This window comes from Mycobacterium sp. E2327, assembly GCF_001672675.1.
GTDB lineage: Bacteria > Actinomycetota > Actinomycetes > Mycobacteriales > Mycobacteriaceae > Mycobacterium.
This window is the reverse complement of record NZ_LZKE01000086.1, coordinates 1-1080: the sequence shown is the minus strand read 5'-3', so window position 1 is coordinate 1080 and position 1080 is coordinate 1. Positions and strand designations below refer to the sequence as shown.

At 59.3% G+C, this 1080-nt stretch carries 2 protein-coding genes; one reads left to right on the top strand and one right to left on the bottom strand.

Annotation, left to right across the window (positions count from 1 at the left end; translation table 11 throughout):
* Positions 1–834, top strand: an 834-nt coding sequence (locus A5712_RS09350; RefSeq protein ID WP_156766496.1) for a cyclopropane mycolic acid synthase family methyltransferase, incomplete at its 5' end; no start/stop codon positions are given.
* 12 nt (positions 835–846) lie between these two features.
* On the opposite strand, the gene A5712_RS09345 is transcribed toward A5712_RS09350, so the two are convergent.
* The coding region (locus A5712_RS09345) for a class I SAM-dependent methyltransferase (protein ID WP_197519350.1) at positions 847–1080 on the bottom strand (234 nt) is incomplete at its 5' end.

The following is a 1080-nucleotide window of genomic DNA, read 5'->3' as shown; positions in this document are numbered from 1 at the left end:
TCCTCGCAGGCGCACTACGATCTGTCCGACGACTTCTTCCGGCTGTTCCTGGACCCGACCCAGACCTACACCTGCGCTTACTTCGAGCGAGACGATATGACCCTCGAGGAAGCGCAGAATGCGAAGTTCGACCTGGCGCTGGGAAAACTGAACCTCGAACCCGGAATGACGCTGCTCGATATCGGCTGCGGCTGGGGCGGGGCGCTGCAACGGGCGGTCGAGAAGTTCGACGTGAACGTGATCGGAATTACCCTCAGCCGCAACCAGTTCGAATACAGCAAAACCAGGCTGGCGGGGATCCCGACCGGGCGCAACATCGAAGTGCGGTTGCAGGGTTGGGAAGAGTTCGACGACAACGTCGACCGGATCGTCAGCATCGGAGCATTTGAAGCGTTCAAGGCCGAGCGTTGGCCCGCGTTTTTCGACCGCGCCCATGACATCCTCCCCGACGACGGCAGGATGCTCCTGCACACTATTTTGGCGCATTCACAGAAGCAGATGCACGAGCGCGGCATCGCTTTGACGATGAGCGACGTGCGGTTCACGCGATTTATCTACACGGAAATCTTCCCGGGCGGGCAGTTGCCGGCGCAGGAAGATATTTTCCCGCTGGCGCATGCCGCCGGATTCAGCGTCGAAAAAGTGCAATTGCTGCGCGAGCATTATGAACGGACGCTGGAGATATGGGCCGCCGCGCTCGAAGCCAACAAGGACAAGGCCATCGCGATCCAGTCGGAGAAGGTCTACGACCGGTACATGAAGTACCTCACCGGCTGCGCCAAGTTGTTCCGCCAGGGCTACACGGACGTCAACCAGTTCACGTGTGAGAAGTGACCGAGGGCCGCGCTACTTGGCCAGGGTGAACTGGCCGACGTTGCTGATTCCCTTGCGGAAGAAGTCCTCGCACCCCGTCAAATAGTGCATATAGCGCTCGTAGACTTCCTCGGACTGGATGGCGATCGCCTTTTCTTTGTTCGCCGCCAGGTTGGCCGCCCAAATATTCAGCGTCCGTTCATAATGCTCGCGCAGCAATTGCACTTTTTCGACGCTGAATCCGGCGCAATGGCGCCCGCGGGAAAA